At 34.5% G+C, this 15,979-nt stretch carries 14 protein-coding genes; 2 read left to right on the forward strand and 12 right to left on the reverse strand.

Translation table 11 applies throughout. From position 1 onward, the window contains the following. Window positions 1-7 precede the first annotated feature (7 nt). The 11 genes from G7059_RS08665 to G7059_RS08715 all read right to left on the reverse strand — a co-directional run bounded on the left by G7059_RS08665 (window position 8) and on the right by G7059_RS08715 (window position 12,248). Window positions 8-1,015, reverse strand: a complete 1,008-nt coding sequence (locus G7059_RS08665; protein WP_166081694.1) for an ABC transporter permease — start codon at window positions 1,013-1,015, stop codon at window positions 8-10. Beyond that, window positions 1,008-1,961: an ABC transporter permease gene (locus G7059_RS08670; protein ID WP_166081695.1), complete on the reverse strand. Its 954-nt coding sequence runs from the start codon at window positions 1,959-1,961 to the stop codon at window positions 1,008-1,010. Before G7059_RS08670 ends, G7059_RS08665 begins: the two co-directional genes overlap by 8 nt. Window positions 1,962-2,030: 69 nt before the next feature. Beyond that, window positions 2,031-3,647, reverse strand: a complete 1,617-nt coding sequence (locus G7059_RS08675; RefSeq protein WP_166081696.1) for a peptide ABC transporter substrate-binding protein — start codon at window positions 3,645-3,647, stop codon at window positions 2,031-2,033. Window positions 3,648-3,837: 190 nt separating this feature from the next. Continuing rightward, window positions 3,838-4,482: a vWA domain-containing protein gene (locus G7059_RS08680; RefSeq protein ID WP_166081697.1), complete on the reverse strand. Its 645-nt coding sequence runs from the start codon at window positions 4,480-4,482 to the stop codon at window positions 3,838-3,840. Between the two features lie 73 nt (window positions 4,483-4,555). Further along, entirely contained in the window at window positions 4,556-5,548 is a 993-nt protein-coding gene (locus tag G7059_RS08685; RefSeq protein WP_166081698.1) for a macro domain-containing protein, read from the reverse strand. Between the two features lie 77 nt (window positions 5,549-5,625). Further along, window positions 5,626-8,724 carry an ABC transporter ATP-binding protein/permease gene (locus G7059_RS08690; RefSeq protein ID WP_166081699.1) on the reverse strand — a complete coding sequence of 1,033 codons (3,099 nt, stop codon included), beginning with the start codon at window positions 8,722-8,724 and terminating at the stop codon, window positions 5,626-5,628. Between the two features lie 210 nt (window positions 8,725-8,934). Further along, window positions 8,935-9,303: a YegP family protein gene (locus G7059_RS08695; protein WP_166081700.1), complete on the reverse strand. Its 369-nt coding sequence runs from the start codon at window positions 9,301-9,303 to the stop codon at window positions 8,935-8,937. A 107-nt stretch (window positions 9,304-9,410) separates the two neighbouring features. After that, complete coding sequence (locus tag G7059_RS08700) at window positions 9,411-9,896, reverse strand: LURP-one-related/scramblase family protein (RefSeq protein ID WP_166081701.1); 486 nt, start codon at window positions 9,894-9,896, stop codon at window positions 9,411-9,413. Between the two features lie 346 nt (window positions 9,897-10,242). Further along, entirely contained in the window at window positions 10,243-10,644 is a 402-nt protein-coding gene (locus tag G7059_RS08705; protein WP_166081702.1) for a hypothetical protein, read from the reverse strand. An 85-nt stretch (window positions 10,645-10,729) separates the two neighbouring features. Continuing rightward, a complete protein-coding gene (locus G7059_RS08710) occupies window positions 10,730-11,485 on the reverse strand; it encodes a MurR/RpiR family transcriptional regulator (protein ID WP_166081703.1) in 756 nt (251 codons plus the stop codon). Next, the gene (locus tag G7059_RS08715; protein ID WP_166081704.1) at window positions 11,472-12,248 is read right to left on the reverse strand and encodes a MurR/RpiR family transcriptional regulator; all 777 of its coding nucleotides are present in this window, start codon (window positions 12,246-12,248) and stop codon (window positions 11,472-11,474) included. The genes G7059_RS08710 and G7059_RS08715 overlap by 14 nt, the downstream gene beginning before the upstream one ends. Window positions 12,249-12,396: 148 nt before the next feature. Here G7059_RS08715 and G7059_RS08720 point away from each other — a divergent pair, with 148 nt between their 5' ends. Further along, window positions 12,397-13,722 carry a 6-phospho-alpha-glucosidase gene (locus G7059_RS08720; protein WP_166081705.1) on the forward strand — a complete coding sequence of 442 codons (1,326 nt, stop codon included), beginning with the start codon at window positions 12,397-12,399 and terminating at the stop codon, window positions 13,720-13,722. 22 nt (window positions 13,723-13,744) lie between these two features. Continuing rightward, on the forward strand, window positions 13,745-15,274 hold the full coding sequence (locus tag G7059_RS08725; RefSeq protein ID WP_166081706.1) for a PTS transporter subunit EIIC: 1,530 nt from the start codon (window positions 13,745-13,747) through the stop codon (window positions 15,272-15,274). 149 nt (window positions 15,275-15,423) lie between these two features. On the opposite strand, the gene kdpC is transcribed toward G7059_RS08725, so the two are convergent. Beyond that, on the reverse strand, window positions 15,424-15,978 hold the full coding sequence (gene kdpC / locus G7059_RS08730; RefSeq protein WP_166081707.1) for a potassium-transporting ATPase subunit KdpC: 555 nt from the start codon (window positions 15,976-15,978) through the stop codon (window positions 15,424-15,426). Window position 15,979: the final 1 nt, after the last annotated feature.

Here is a 15,979-nt window from a genome sequence, read left to right on the forward strand (position 1 = left end):
GTACCACCTACATTTCTTTCATCTTAGGATCAAACGCATCCCTTAATCCATCAGCTAGTATGTTAAAACTAAGCATTAGGAGAGCCAATACAACAACAGGAATAATCGTCATAAATGGTGTTACTAAGATTGACTTAAACCCTGTATTAATCAATGTACCAAGACTTGCCATTGGAATCGGTAGACCAAGACCAACAAAGGCAAGGAACGCTTCATAGAAGATTGCACTTGGTATTGAGAACATGGACATAATAATGATTTGTCCAAATATATTCGGTAACACTTCTTTAAAGATAATAAAGAAATCACTTGCTCCTAGAGTTCTGGAAGCAAGAATAAACTCTTGTTCTTTAATTTTAAGAACCTGTGCACGTGTTACTCTACTCATCCCAATCCATCCCGTAAGCATTAGAGCAATAATGATTGTTGTGAGTGATGGACTCATTACAACTAATAAGAGTACCAGTATTACGAGGTTCGGTATACTGTTGATAACCTCAACAATACGTTGCATAACAGTATCAACTTTGCCACCAAAATATCCTGAAATTAGTCCGTAAATCATCCCAAAGCAGATATCAATAATTACGGCAATAAAGGCAATTGTCAGTGAAATTCGGGTACCTTCCCAAACTCTCACCCACAAATCTCTTCCAAGCACATCAGTTCCAAAATAGTGAAACTCATTTACGAGTCCTAATGTTTGATATTTATTAACACCATTCACGGTTCCTGTAAAGATTCCTAAATTTTCCAAAATGGGAATACGAGGTCCCATACTTTGCTTTTCAGTAAACACTTGATCGTATGAGTAAGGACTCAATAGAGGAGCAACAATGGCTACTACAATTAAGAAAAGAATAATGAATAATGCGACAACAGCACCCTTATTGGACGTAAATCTGTTTAAAGCATCTTTCCAAAAAGGAACAGCTTCAATGACTTCGTCCTGGGAATTTGAGAAATCTCTGTTTACAAGTTCAAAGTCGTGTTCCATGAATTCAATTTTATCCATTGTTTTCTCCTTTCGTGAGTCTAATACGAGGATCAATGACCCCGTACGATACGTCAACAATTAACATCATTCCAATGTAGAGTAAACTGTAAAGGAAAGCTACAGCCATAATAACGTTGTAATCATTGACTTCAATTGCTTTTACTAGCAAGGTACCAAGACCCGGTATTCCACAAATTTTCTCGATCACCATACTACCTGTAATTAGCGAGATCATAATCGGAGCTAAAACAGTGATGACCGGTATCAACGTATTGCGTAAGGCATGATCAAAGATTAACATCTTGCGATTGATACCTTTCGCTTCAGCAAGTAACATATATTCACTACCTAATACCTCAATCATTTCACTTCGAGTAAATCGCGCAACGTTAGCGATGACACTTCCTGATAGAGCTAACATTGGGATGATTGAAGATAAAATTGGTTGTCTGGAATTATAAATAATCGGTAGAACTGGAATTTTTACACCAAATAACATGAGTAATAAGAGTGCAAAAACAAACGATGGAATGGATACTCCCAGTACTGATAGAATCGTTGAAATGGTATCCCATATTGTATTACGATTCAGTGCGGCAAATACCCCTAAGATTATTCCAATCACTGTTCCAAAAATTACTGCAATAATACCAATGGAGAACGAAATAATAGCACGTGGTACTACCAGTTCAGCAACGGATGCATTCTTTGAAATTGAATATGAAATACCAAAATCACCTGAAATCATATTCTTAAAGTAATTAATAAATTGGATATGAATCGGTTGATCGAGTCCATACTTTTCAAAGACTGCTGCCATTTGATCTGGTGTTAACTTCTCACTATTAAATGGTGATCCAGGCATAAGTTTTAACATGAAAAACAGAATAGCAATAATTACAAAGAGTGTAACAAGTGCGATAAGGAGCCGTTTCCCAATATATTTCAATGTAGATTTACTCATAGTTTACTCCTTTTCTTATAAAAAACAGCACAAGTTAAACTGTGTCTTGTGCTGTTTTCATGCTGATAACTATTCAGCAATATCGACGTTTTTATAAATGAATGGAACGCCTACAGCATGTGCTTCTATTCCACTTACTTTAGGATTAATTAAGCTCGCTCCACCAACTTGGAACATTGGTGCAATTGGCAAGTCTTCCATCAATACCTTTTCAGCAGCTTGAAGTAGGTTCCAACGCTCTGTTACATCAAAAGTTACAAGCGCTTGTTTTTCAAGTCTATCGTATTCAGGGTTTAAGTAACCACCGAAGTTATAGGTACTATCTGACATCATTAAGTTTAAGTAGGTTGTTGGGTCAGCATAGTCTGGTCCCCAACGTGTTAATTGAAGATCAAAGTCTCCTTCACGTTGTCTTGCAAGACGGTTTTCTTTTGGAATACCTTCCATCTCAATTTGTAAGCCTTCTAAAGTATTTGTAAGTTCAGATAGAATAAACTCTGCTGCAGGTTTTGCAGGATCACTTGTCTCAAATAAGAAACGAAGTTTAAGAGTATCAATACCTAATTCTTTCTTACCTTGTGCCCACAATTCTTTAGCTTTCACTTTGTCTGTTTTATTGTAAACTGGTGCTGACTCACGATAGTCTTTTCCATCTGGTCCAGTTGCAAGTCCTACAGGTACAAATCCATCACCTGTAACAGATCCATCTTTAAGAACGTTATTTACAAGTTGTCCTTTATCAACTGCTAGAGCAATTGCACGACGAATGTTGTTATTGGCAAGAGCTTCATGTTTGAAGTTGAACATAATATACCAAAGGTATCCTTCAAGTACGTTATTGAATGCCTCTGAGCCTTTATATTTATCAACTAAATCTGAGTTTAATTTCAAGAAGTCTGTTGAACCACCTTCGAAGTCAAGAACAGCTGTACTTGCTTCCGCTACGATATTGAAGACTAACTCATCTGTTTTTACATTTGCTGCATCCCAATATGTTTCATTCTTCTCAAGAATTACTTTAGAACCTTTTTCCCAGCTAATCATTTTGTAAGGACCGTTCGCTAGAAGTGCATCTGGGCCTGTTGCATACTTATCGCCTTTTTCTGTTACAAACTTCTCATTAAGTGGGAAGAATACAGGGAAAGCCATAAGACTATCAAAGAAACTAACAGGATTATCCAGTTCAATTTCTAAAGTTTTATCATCTAAAGCTTTAACACCTAGTTCTGCTTTATCTTTAGCTCCACTTTGTACATCTGCTGCATTTACAATACCCGCACCATCTCCTGTATAGAGATAGTTATAGATTGCGTCTGGGTTCGTATTGGCATTTTGCCATGCGAATACAAAGTCATGAGCTGTTACAGGATCACCATTGACCCATTTAGCATCTCTAAGTTTAAATGTCCATGTTAATTGGTCAGCACTCACTTCATGGCTTTCTGCCAATGCTGGAATAACTTTACCATCTTTATCAACACTCATTAAACCTTCGGTCGTTGCCGCAATAATTTCAAACGACATTCCGTCTGTTGCATAACGACTATCCATAGAGGCAATATCATTTTCTTTCGCAAATGTTATTGTCTTTTTACCGCCTGTTGCACCGCCACCGCCCTTGGGACTACACGCTACTAAGCTTAATACCAATAAAGCTATTGTGACACTTTTGAATAACTTTTTCATAGTTCCCTCCCTCTTCTGAAATATCTTTCATACGACTATGTAAGATTTACATACATTATTCATATTTTTACATTGCTTGTCAAGACATTTTGTGTTTTTCCCATATTTGTTTGTTGTGCAAAGTAAATTTAATGTCTTATTGGTATCTCGATCTATGTCTTTTAGTCATAATAAAGGCCCTTGCGGAGCCTTATTTTCGTTTTTTATAGTCTTTTGATATTTCTTCATTCCAAGTATCCGGCATAACTGACGCACACCGATAATGACTTATAGCATCACTAATTGCTTCAAAGTTCAGAGTCACACCCTGTCCATCCGGATGAAAGTTCTGTGCACGATCTTTAGATATCCCATACATTCTTGCAGTTTCTACAGCGTCTATGTTCGCTCCAAGGAATATAAATTCCCATGCATTCTTTGACTTCTGGTATTCAATCATTTGCCGGATATCTTTTATGTTATAATCTCGACTCGAGTTTTCCTCACCATCTGTGATGATTACAAACATGACATTATCTGATTTATATTCTTGTAGTGTATTCCTTTGAACATTCTCAATCTTTCGAATGCACATTCCCATTGCATCCAACAATGCAGTTGAACCACCCACTTGATATTCTTCTTCACTCATTTCTTTAATACCCCTAATATCAATACGATCATGCAACAATCGAAACTCATTATCAAAAAGCATTGTCGTCACATAGCATGTACCTTCTTGAGACTTCTGTTTCTTCAACATGGAGTTAAAACCACCTATTGTATCCATTTCAAGACCTGCCATTGACCCACTTCTATCTAAAATAAAGACTAATTCCGTAACTGTATTTTTCATAATATATCCTCCTTCGGTACCTATAGAATACCTAAGGATGCATAAAAAAAGGTCGCCTGTTAAGCGACACTTTCTACGACCCTAACAGAGATTGATCATAGGAGAATAAGATTTCATTAAGTTCATAGATATTATAGTTCTTTGAAACAATAAAGTATTCTATGATTACATCTGATACCTTACTTTTGGACAATGAATATCCTGCAGTATTTAGAAGATGTTGTGTTTCATCAAGTGTTAGATGTAAAGAGATTGCTAGAGCGAGAATAGTATTCTTACTCGGAATATAATTTTCATTTGAACGAATTTTCGAAAAAAGTTTGCGATCGATATTGGCACCTTTATAGACATCAACATCACTCATTTTCTTTAGGTCAATATAGCGAAACAGTGTTGATACAAAGGGTTCATCAAGATTCTCTAACATGTCATCTAAATTATTAGCGGCGACAGGTATGGAGTATTTTGCTTTATGGTCTACTTCATATTCAAAGAACTTTGGAGAATACAGTTCTCTTGAGATTAAATTCTCATCTACATAGTTGTCATCAATATAGGACTGAACATCTCCTACTAGATCACGACTAATTTTCCACGATTGCTTATCAAAGATAGTAAGATAGATGGTCATTTCATGATTGTCTAAAAACTTTTCAATTTCTGAGGCAGCAATACGAAAGGCTTCTTCTTGAGGATAGCCAAAGATTCCACTTGAAATTAATGGAAAAGCAATGCTATTAAACCCTTCATTCGCTGCAATACTCAGAGCACTTTGATAGGTCATTCGCAATATACTCTCACTTAGCTCAGGATGCACAGAATCATAGACCGGACCTACTGCGTGGATGATATGTTTGGCAGGTAAGTTATATGCTGAAGTAATTACAGCATTTCCACTTGCTACAGGAGCAAGATTTTGACATTCAAGCATTAACGCATCAGAATTAGCTGCCTTAAAAATTGCACCGCAAACACCACCGCCTTGTACCAATTGGCTATTTGCAGCATTGACGATTGCATCAACTTCCATAACAGTAATATCTTGTCTTAATATAATAAAAGGCATAATTTTCTCCTACATCACTAAGCACATAATAACATAGCTTCTATAAAGTAAAAAGCTGCATAAGCAGCTTCAACTATTTATTCACTTCTTAAAGCTTCAACTGGATCTTTACGAGCTGCAGCAGAAGATGGGAAGAGACCTGAAATAAAGGCCAATGCCATACTAATTGCTACAAGTATTCCAGCTGCCTGAGTAGGTAATTGAGCGATATTCGCAATTCCAAACTCATTGTATACTGCAATATTGGCAACGATACTAATGAGATACGTAACACCTACCCCTATACCACCAGCAATAAATCCGATAATCATCGTTTCAGCATTAAAGACACGACGAATATCTCGTTTACTTGCTCCAATAGCTCGTAGAATACCAATTTCTTTCTTACGTTCAAGTACGGATACATAAGTAATAACACCAATCATAATTGATGAAACCACTAATGATATCGCTACAAAGGCAATAAGAGCATAACTGATTGTATCAACAATATCTGTAACTGAAGACATCAAGGTTCCAACCAAATCCGTATATTTTACGATTTGTTCTTTATTACCTGAGTTTTCCATTTGTGTATTGTAGCTATTTAGAAACTCGATGACGTTTTCTTTCGTTGTAAAGTCTTTTGGATACAAACCAATTTGTGAAGGAGTATTTATATCTGCATATCCAAGCTTCTTAAGATTTGATTCAACCGTGCTAACTTTTGGATTCATGAGAGCAGTCAATAAATCTAAGATATCTTCTTCATTGATTTTAAGCTTGAATGCTTGCATAAACGCAGCTTGGTCAATTGATATTGCACTTTGAATTTGTTGAGGTAATTGTTTAAGTGTTGATTGAAGTTGTGATTGAATTTGTGACTGAACAGTTGTCATTAGTTCATTCATTGTTCCTCGTAATGCTGTAGAAATGTATTTTTGAATCACTTCTGTGACTTGTTGACTGATTTGAGAAGGATTGACACTTGCTTGTAATTGTTCTGCTAATGCTTTTTGAACAGCAGGTCGGCTAAGATATTCATTCAGATTTTGAGCCATTTGCAGTGGGTCAGTAATCCCTGCTTGAGCTTGTTCCTTCATAAACGCATCTAATGTTGAAGTGAAGATTGCATTCAGCTGGTCAACCGGTATTTCTACTTGACTTGCGATTTCTTTGTTCATACCTGCAATATCAAATTCAGGTAGTTTCAATGCATTAACATCGATGCTTAAGTCAGGAACCTTTACATTAAGTTTCGAAGTATCAAACTTAAATGCATTTCTCATCGCTGTCTCGTCAATGGTAAATAGGTCAGAAAAATTAAAGGATGCCTTATCATCTTTTACATTCTCCGAAATAAATGTTTCACCAGTAAAAACATTAACACTTGGATTATCCAATTGTTCTTGGACAATATCGTGGTCTGATGCCTGTGTTAATAAATGTTGAACAAGTTCAGGTGTGTAATAGATACCTGATGAAAGCATTGTTGCTGTTGCATCCGAATCAGCTTGAACAACACCTACAATCTTTAATTGAACCCCATCTTCAATAACTGTTTTCATATGGGATTCGTTGTCAGATTTATCCATCCAAACACCATAGTTCTCATCATAAACATATTTATTTGCAGCATCAATAACACTTAGTTCTGAATTTAATAGATCATCATATTTAATATCAAGATTACTATTATCGATTGTTAATGATTTCCCTGGATTATTTACAAAGGTATCCAACATTCCATGTAGTTCACTTCGATCTTTTATGCCTAATGAATACAATACGAAGTCAGAAATACTTCCATCTCCCATTAACACAACGACCGCTTCATCATATGCAGATGGCCAGCGTCCAGATTTAATATCATACTGATATTCAAACATATCGTTTTTACCTGGGAGTTCATGGAAATTATTCATCCCTGCACTACCACCACCCATAAAAGCATTCATCCCTGAGCTATTTCCGATACCATAACTTCCAAGTATAGCATCTGGACTTACTTGACTGATGTTGTAATCAACATTTTTCAAATATATTTGAGGAGTGATATCGTATTTATATTGAATGTTTTTAATATAAGGTTCTAATGAGTTTTGATTTTGTTGTATGTAAGCCTTCAGTGATTTTAAATCATTTTTGTTTTGATAGTTAAACATTGATTCAAATACATTACGAACTCCAACATCACCTTTTTGCTCTTCTTCTTTTGAACCACTTGGACCAAAATTATCTGCATCGGTAATAAAACTAGTAATATCAATTCCCGAAGATTGAATAGTGAGTGGGTAATTACTCATTGTTTCTTCTTCGATATTTCCAATATAGGCATTGATTCCACTCGCTAATGCTAAGATAGCAGCAATACCAATAATCCCAATCGAACCTGCTAAAGCAGTTACAAATGTTCTACCCTTTTTGGTCATTAAGTTACTTAAAGATAAAGAAATTGCAGTAAAGAATGACATGCCAACTTTTCCATGTTTTTTCTCACTAATTTTTACTTCATCAGTATCGAAAGGATTGGTATCACCAATTACTTTTCCATCTTTTAACTCGATAATACGGTTTGCATATTTATCAGCTAAATCAGGATTATGAGTAACCATAATAACTAGACGGTCTTTAGCAATCTTGGTAAGCAAGTCCATAACTTGAATACTTGTTTGGCTATCAAGTGCTCCTGTTGGTTCGTCAGCAAGAACAATCTCTGGATCATTAATAAGTGCACGAGCAATCGCTACACGTTGCATCTGACCCCCACTTAGTTGACTTGGTCGTTTACGAATATGGTCTTTCAAACCAACTTCATCAAGAGCCTTAATCGCACGTTCTTTTCTCTCAGCACGTGATACTCCACTTAGTGTTAATGCGAGCTCAACGTTAGCAAGAACAGTTTGGTGAGGAATTAAATTATAACTTTGGAAAACAAATCCAATTCGGTTATTTCTGTATGTATCCCAATCGGAAGATTTATATTTCTTCGTAGATATACCGTCAATTTCAAGGTCACCTGAATCGTAACGATCCAAGCCCCCTACAATATTGAGTAAGGTAGTTTTACCTGAACCTGATGTTCCAAGTATTGCCGCAAACTCATTATCCCTAAAAGAAAGTGACACGTCATCTAGAGCCACTTGTGTAAAATCATAAGTCTTATATGATTTTCTAATGTTCGTTAATTTAAGCATAGTTTTATCCCTCTTTAGTCACTATTAGCCGATTTTGTATAGCAATCACACTTTCAGTTATCCAACTGTTTCTTTTTCGCTATACTATACAGTTAATACAATAATACAACATAAATGAACACAGTTCAATTTATTTCATAATAAATTCACTTGTAAATTGTTGCAAAATAAAAGATACCTAAAGTGATAAGGTATCTTGTTTTAATATAATTAATTCTCTGTAATATCTATAATCTCTGAGCTTGGTGCATTCTTACTGACGCTTTCAATTCCATTCTTGGCGCCTGCTTTTGATTTGTATCCTTCAGATGCAAGAATAATTTCTCCATTCACTGCTTTCAAGCGGAATCGGAACTCTCCCGACTTATCAGTATACAATTCATATTTAGGGTGTTTCAAAGTTTCGTCTACTGTTTGATCTTCAACATGAACTGTAGCATTCTTTTTAACACTCTCAATACCATTCAAAGCAGCACTCTTAGAAGTATAAACTTCACTAGTTCCTATTACTTCACTATTACCAGCCAACAAATCGAATTTATAGCCTGTATTTGTCGACTTTAAAATAAATTTACCCATGGTAAATACCCCCCTTTATAAAAGAATTATAGCAAATCATATTTGTGATAACAACGAATCTTATCTATCAATTATATGGATAATTCTTGTTTAATGGGGACTACTAATTAGGCTGCTTGGGCATTATTACCATCATTTGCTACGGCAGCATCAACTGCAATAACAATACATAAACAAAGTAGTGCATCTTCAGAGTGTTCAATGTTTAATTCATAGCTATCTCCCCAAGTAAACCAATGTTTGGTGAGAGACATAATTGGACGTTCCCCTTTAATAAGTTGATACTCGTGTGATGTGAAATTACCTTCTAATTCCCAATCCAATCCTTCTAATGAAAATCGATTGAATAGAAAAGTAAAGTGACGTTTTAAGGTTACGAATTCGTGTTCAGTTTGGATATCATAACGGCTCAACAAGCGAAACATTTGTTTCTCAATAGTCGCCAGTAGATTCCCTGACATATCGTAAATTCTAAACTCTTTTGGGATTCTTAGAAATGATCCTTCGACATAAAATACATCCGCTCCATCTTCATTGCGAACATAAAATCGTTCACCAATTGAAAATACTTTTTGTTTTATATAAAGTTTCATATTATCTACCTAGCAATAATATCTTGCTGTCTCCTTTTCAATAGTTTACCATATTCTGATAAAATATTTCTCACTATTATTTTATGATATGAATATATTTGAGTCCAACATTAACAAAAAAATTTTTATGTAATCTTAACAACCCTACTAGCAAATATTCATTAGAATAGTCATCCTTTGGTTTTATTGCATGTCTTGAACTCATGCTTTTTATGGTCTAAAAATTTGTGATTCATTTGAAGCTATTTATATTTTCCATCAAAAAAGGAAAGACTAAACTTTCCTTTTCAAATACCATCATTCTCTTGATGAAGTGCAAGAAATGCCTCTCTCCCGAGATTATTACTTATCGTTCCCCAAAATGAAATTTGTTTTCTTGAGGTTCCCAAAGGAGTTCTCCATTATATACCGAACTTGTATCAATGTTTCCAATTACTTTCAATCCAGCTTTATTACGAGTAGAATAGATTGTTATCATTAGATCTTCTCTTACTCCTTGAACTGATTTCCCTCTTTTAATATAGTTCATTGTCCTTTTAAAGCATAATGGCTTCAAGCCATTCAAATCAACGTCTTCAAGACTCACCTCATATGTGAATAAGAGTGGAGTTATCGCAATATGACACATTGGTAGAAAGCGATCTGTTTTGTCTCTGTAGCTTAATACCACCGCAATACCAAAATGTCCTTCTTCTGGATTGGTTATGATTACATCCCCTTTTTCAAAATGCTTTTTAATTTTTGTCATACGTCACCTACTTTAACTACGTATATATTATTGAGTTAAATAATTGTCGATTTTACCACCTATCATCATGTGCATTGCAAGTTTGCTATCTCTCATCTGTATTAGATACCAAAAGTTCAATTAGTATTTGTGTTGAGAGGTAGTATCCGATTCTTGAGTTTGTATCCATAGAATTGAAAATACGTTCTTCGTCCGTAGTTCGAATAACAAAATCAACTAATTTTATCGAATCTGAATTTGAATCTTTTGAAGTAATTAATATTACCTTTACTCCTGTATTCTTAAATGTTGTTAAAACATCCAGGAACTTCTCATCTTGAAGCCTATTTGAGTATATTATCAACGTCGATACAGTATTATCATTTTCTGCTAAATTCTTGAGAAAATGTAATTCAGATATCAAAACGACATACATATCAAGAGTTAGCAAGTTATTATAAAAATAATTTGCTACAGCAGAATTTAACCCTGTTCCATAAACAACAATTCTTTCTGATTTTTTAATCTGAGTTGCAATTTCTTCATAATAAAATAAATCCAAATTTGTCTGCATTTCTAATAAGTCAGATTCAATCAACTTTAGTAGATTTTCACTGTTATCTAGAGAATTATTTTCTTGTCTGTATAAATCTCTTTTAAGATTAAATTTAAAATCGTTAAAATTTGAAAATCCAGCTTTTTTCAACATGTTAGTTATACTAGAGGGTGAAATAAACATTTGTTTTGATAGTTCATCGAGTGACATATCAATAATCATATTCGTATTTTTTTCACAAAAATCAATAAACTCATATTCGAACTCATTAAGATCTATGTGAGAAATATTATTAAAGATTTTCATCATACCCCTCCTTTTTCTTTCTAATAATACACTCAAATATAGTATGCAATATATAGAAAGTTGTAATCCTATTTGTAAATTCTGCACCATTGTTTTCTCTTAATTCTCCAAAATAATTAAGATTATAATAAGAGTTTTGGGCAATTTCATTTCTATTGTATGGCGTTATTGTTAATGTTTTGATATTGGATATTTTTGCCATTTTTATTGTGTTTATTGCAGGCTTAAATTCTCCCGTAGCACTTGTTAAAATAACTAAATCATCTTGACTCATCATCGATATTGCGTGATTTATTAACTTGGTAGAACTATAAGAGTATACATTGAATATTCCAGCAGAAAACAATAGCTTTTCAAAATAACTTACAGTATTTGCTGATATACCAACACCAAATAAGTGAATATTTTTTGCTATAAGAATTGAATGAGCTATCTCATCAATTAACTTGGGATCTAGAAGTTTTATCGTATTTCGAATGTCCTTAAATATTAAATCTATACTCTCATGGTGATTTACTGAACTTAAAGAAACACTACTATCATTATCCAATTTCAGTTCAAACTTTAGCTCAGAAAATCCCGAGTAGCCAATTTTCTTGCAAAATCTACTTACGGTGGCGGTTGAATAAGAAACAAAATTTGAAAGATCTCTAATGGTCATGCTTTCAACACTTTTTTTATTACTATTTATATACTTTAATATATATAACTCACTTTCATTCAGACTATTTATTACTTCTTCGTTAATTCTTCTACTAAACAAATTCGTACCTCCAATATTTTGTTACCCTAATTGTAACAAATTCCAAGTTGAGTAACAACAGAGTATGTTAGCCCTTTCAATTGTCTGTCTAGAATTTATTTGTTACTTTATGGGTGTAGCTACTAGAATTTATTAGGAAGGTGAAATTATGAAAGAGTATAGTGTTTGTATTGTTGGTGGAGGAAGTACATTTACTCCAGGATTTTTGAAATCGTTTGTTAGGTTAAGAGAAAAATTTCCAATTAAAAAATTAGTGTTGTTTGATATTGATAAAGAAAGACAAGAGCTTGTAGGAAAGTTTGGAGAAATTTTATATAAAGAACATTTCCCAGAACTTGACTTTTCTTATACAACTGATATTAAAGAAGCTTATAGTGGAATGGACTTTATTTTTATGCAAATGAGATCTGGTGGTCTCCCAATGCGTCAGGTAGATGAGCATATCCCATTTGCACATGGAAAAATAGGACAAGAAACCTGTGGTGCTGGTGGACTTTCATATGGTCTTAGATCTGTCGTTGATATGATAAAAGCTATCTATGATATTAGAACTTACGCAAAAGATGCTTGGATATTAAACTATTCGAATCCAGCAGCAATCGTTGCAGAGGCTTTACGCCGAGAATTTCCAGATGACAAGAAAATCCTAAACATTTGTGATCAGCCAGAGAATGTTATTCGTTCCGTAAGTCGACTACTTAATGTGGATTGGGAAGATTTAGACCCAATTTATTTTGGTCTTAACCATTTTGGATGGTTTAAACATATTTATGATGTCAATACAGGAGAAGACCTACTCCCTAAGGTTAAACAGATTGTAAAAGAAAAAGGCTTCTTACCACAAGATGCAGAGCAAAGAGATGCTTCTTGGTTAGATACATATGGCTTTGTAGAAAAAATGTTGGAAGATTTCCCAGACTATTTACCAAACACATACAATCAGTACTATTTGTATCCTGAATATAAGTTTAGTAAACTAGATCCTAACTACACACGTGCTGATGAAGTTATGGCAAGCCGTGAGAAACGTGTATTTAGTGAATGTGAAGAAGTAATTAAAGCCGGTACACTTGGTGATAAATTTGAAACAATTAGCGATGCTCACGCTGAGATGATGATTGAAGTAGCAATTTCTATCGCTTACAATAAAAATAATCGATATATCTTAATTGTTGAAAACAATGGAGCAATTAACAATCTTCAAGATGATGCTATGGTAGAAGTTGTTTGTGAATTAGGTATAAACGGTCCTCGTCCAATGCGAGTAGGTAATATTCCACAACTATACTATGGATTACTAGCAAATCAGGTTTCTAGCGAAAAACTCCTTGTTGATGCTTACTATGAGAATTCATATACTAAAGCATTACATGCATTTACAATTAACCGTCTAGTTAATGATGTAACAGTAGCTAGAGAACTTCTTGATGCTCTTATTGAAGCCAATAAAGGATATTGGCCAGAGTTGAAATAATATAACTTTTCGGAGGAAAGAAATGAACAAAAACAAAATATTATCTATCCTATCAAATTTAGGTAGAAGTCTCATGATGCCAATTGCTGCACTCTCTGCAGCAGGTATCTTTCTTGGGCTTTCAAGTGCACTTAAACGACCTGAAATTATCGAATTACTGCCGTTTTTAGGAAATGAATATGTATTTTACGCAGTATCAATGATCGGATCTGTATCAGGTGTCGTATTTACTCTTATTCCAGCATTATTTGCAATTTCAATTGCTCTTGGTCTTGCCAAAACTGATAAAGAGACTGCTGCTTTTGCTGGATTTGTTGGTTACTATACATTCTTAGTTAGTGCTAGCATTTTAGTTAAGTCTGGTTTTATTGCAGTCGACAATTTAAGAGTAGCTTCAATATTAGGGGTTGAAACTATTGATATGGGAGCTGTTGCCGGAATTCTAACTGGTTTAATTGTAGCTTCCTTACATAATAAATACCATAATATAAAATTCCCTGACGCTATAGCTTTCTATGGTGGAAAAAGATTTGTTACCATTGTAGTAATTGTAGTTATGGCTCTTGTCGGACAAATCATGCCATTTGTTTGGGGTCCCGTTTCAAACGCAATTAATTTACTTGGAGAACTAATTACTAGTGCTGGACAGTTCGGTGTCTTTATCTTCGGATTCCTAGAAAGACTCTTAATTCCAACCGGACTTCATCACATACTAAATAGTGTTTTCAGAACAACCTCAATAGGTGGAGTGCTAGATGGTGTTGAAGGAGCACTAAATATTTTCTTACAAAATATTGGTCAAGTAGACATGTCTGTACTTGCTCCTTATACTAGATTTTTAGCTCAAGGCAAATTTCCATTTATGATATTTGGGTTACCAGCAGCTGGACTAGCAATATACCAAACTACGCCAGAAGATAAGAAAAGTCGCGTTAAAGCCCTTCTAATTGCAGCAGTTGCTGCATCCTTTGTCTCAGGTATTACAGAGCCAATAGAATTTGCATTTATGTTTATTGCACCTCCTCTATTCTTATTCCATTCTATTATGGGAGGCTTGTCATTCATGCTTGTTTCTATGGCAGGGGTTGTAATAGGTAATACTGGTGGTGGACTCATCGACCTTGTAATTTGGGGGGTAATGCAACCCGGTTCAAATTGGTTTAGAGTAATCCTTATTGGTATTCCATTCGCATTTATTTATTACTATACGTTCAAGTGGTACTTCACTAAAAAAGGTATCGTTATCGAAAGTACAGATGAAGAACTCGAATACATCGACTCACCAGAAGTAAATGAAATAAGTTCTGATACCAAGTCCCTTAACATAGTGAAAGGTCTTGGAGGATTTGATAATATCGTATCCGTTGATAACTGTATTTCTCGTCTACGAGTAGACATCAATGATTCATCACTTGTTGACGAATCATTGCTAAAATCAACAGGAGCAATGGGAATAATCAAACAGTCAGATAAACATGTTCATGTTGTCTATGGACCTGCAATTGAGTCTGTTGCAATTGGGGTTAAGAAAATAATTAAAGAGAATAACTAAAAATAGAAATATATTTTTCTAGATACATCATGCAATACAAAAGGGTTGATTTCAGTCTTACGAAGAAATCAACCCTTTTAGATAGTTATTAATCACCTTAGATACAAATATGAATCTAGGCTATAAATAATATTGGTGGCATCTTAACCCTAATTTAATTTTTGAATCTCAATATTCAGTTCTAATACATTTACCAACTTGTGCTTATCGGTATGTCCATCGACGATTTCTTGCACTTTTTCAATTGAAACATTATTTGCTTTAGCAACTCTTTGTATTTGAATCTTTGCTGCTTCACTACTAATGTGTGGATCCAATCCTGATGCCGACTCACTAATTAAGTCCATAGGTATATCATTTACTTCGAGTCCCGGATGTTGCTCCAACAACACTTGGATTCTTTTCTCTATAAGCTCTTTGTACTCTAAAGAGCTCACATTTTGATTGCTTGAACCTGATGCTGTATTAACACCAGTCATGTTGTATTGGTTTGCTGAAGGTCTTCCCCAAAATAGATTCTCTTCTGTAAAATCTTGTCCAAGTAGTTCCGAACCAACAACCTGATTATCAATCGTAATCATACTTCCATTCGCTTGATACGGAAACACAAGTTGAGCAACACCTGTAATTGCTACTGGAAATGCAAAACCACAGAGAAACACTAAAAGTAATGAGAATAGAATCAACGTTCTTATTTTTTTCATA

Source organism: Erysipelothrix sp. HDW6A, from assembly GCF_011400295.1.
Classification (GTDB): domain Bacteria; phylum Bacillota_I; class Bacilli_A; order Erysipelotrichales; family Erysipelotrichaceae; genus Erysipelothrix.

Coding starts and splice junctions, on each gene's coding strand:
- G7059_RS08665 (WP_166081694.1), bottom strand. CDS start 1,015: ATGGATAAAATTGAATTCATGGAACACGACTTTGAACTTGTAAACAGA.
- G7059_RS08670 (WP_166081695.1), bottom strand. CDS start 1,961: ATGAGTAAATCTACATTGAAATATATTGGGAAACGGCTCCTTATCGCA.
- G7059_RS08675 (WP_166081696.1), bottom strand. CDS start 3,647: ATGAAAAAGTTATTCAAAAGTGTCACAATAGCTTTATTGGTATTAAGC.
- G7059_RS08680 (WP_166081697.1), bottom strand. CDS start 4,482: ATGAAAAATACAGTTACGGAATTAGTCTTTATTTTAGATAGAAGTGGG.
- G7059_RS08685 (WP_166081698.1), bottom strand. CDS start 5,548: ATGCCTTTTATTATATTAAGACAAGATATTACTGTTATGGAAGTTGAT.
- G7059_RS08690 (WP_166081699.1), bottom strand. CDS start 8,724: ATGCTTAAATTAACGAACATTAGAAAATCATATAAGACTTATGATTTT.
- G7059_RS08695 (WP_166081700.1), bottom strand. CDS start 9,303: ATGGGTAAATTTATTTTAAAGTCGACAAATACAGGCTATAAATTCGAT.
- G7059_RS08700 (WP_166081701.1), bottom strand. CDS start 9,896: ATGAAACTTTATATAAAACAAAAAGTATTTTCAATTGGTGAACGATTT.
- G7059_RS08705 (WP_166081702.1), bottom strand. CDS start 10,644: ATGACAAAAATTAAAAAGCATTTTGAAAAAGGGGATGTAATCATAACC.
- G7059_RS08710 (WP_166081703.1), bottom strand. CDS start 11,485: ATGAAAATCTTTAATAATATTTCTCACATAGATCTTAATGAGTTCGAA.
- G7059_RS08720 (WP_166081705.1), top strand. CDS start 12,397: ATGAAAGAGTATAGTGTTTGTATTGTTGGTGGAGGAAGTACATTTACT.
- G7059_RS08725 (WP_166081706.1), top strand. CDS start 13,745: ATGAACAAAAACAAAATATTATCTATCCTATCAAATTTAGGTAGAAGT.
- kdpC (WP_166081707.1), bottom strand. CDS start 15,978: ATGAAAAAAATAAGAACGTTGATTCTATTCTCATTACTTTTAGTGTTT.